At 67.1% G+C, this 407-nt stretch carries 1 protein-coding gene; it reads right to left on the reverse strand.

All coding sequences use genetic code 11. The features are described 5' to 3' along the window. Nucleotides 1-5: 5 nt before the first annotated feature. On the reverse strand, nt 6-407 hold a 402-nt coding region (gene iolB, locus JHD59_RS22310), incomplete at its 5' end, for a 5-deoxy-glucuronate isomerase (RefSeq protein ID WP_199155877.1).

A 407-nucleotide genomic window follows, 5' to 3' on the forward strand; every position in this document is an offset into this window, starting at 1 on the left:
GTCCATCACTGCTTCGGTGCGTCTAGCATCCACTCGTGCGCGGGATCGTTCTTGAACGCCCACGCGCGGCTCGGCCCGGCCATCACGTTCAGGTAGTACAGGTTGTAGCCGTGCGGCGCGACCACCGGGTGGTAGCCGCGCGGCACCATCACGACGTCGTGGTCCTCGACCGCGCACGCTTCGTCGAGGCTGCGGTCGTCCGTGTACACGCGCTGGAACGCGAAACCCTGCGGCGGATCGATCCGGTGGTAATAGGTTTCCTCCAGCGACGTTTCGTCAGGCGCCGCGTCGCGGTCGTGCTTGTGCGGCGGATAGCTGCTCGAATGGCTGGCCGGCGTGACGACCTCGACCACGAGCAGCCGGTCGGCCGCCGGGTTGTCGCCCATCAGGATGTCGCACACGTAGCG

The sequence above is a fragment of the Chromobacterium sp. ASV23 genome (genome assembly GCF_016428945.1).
GTDB lineage: Bacteria > Pseudomonadota > Gammaproteobacteria > Burkholderiales > Chromobacteriaceae > Chromobacterium > Chromobacterium sinusclupearum.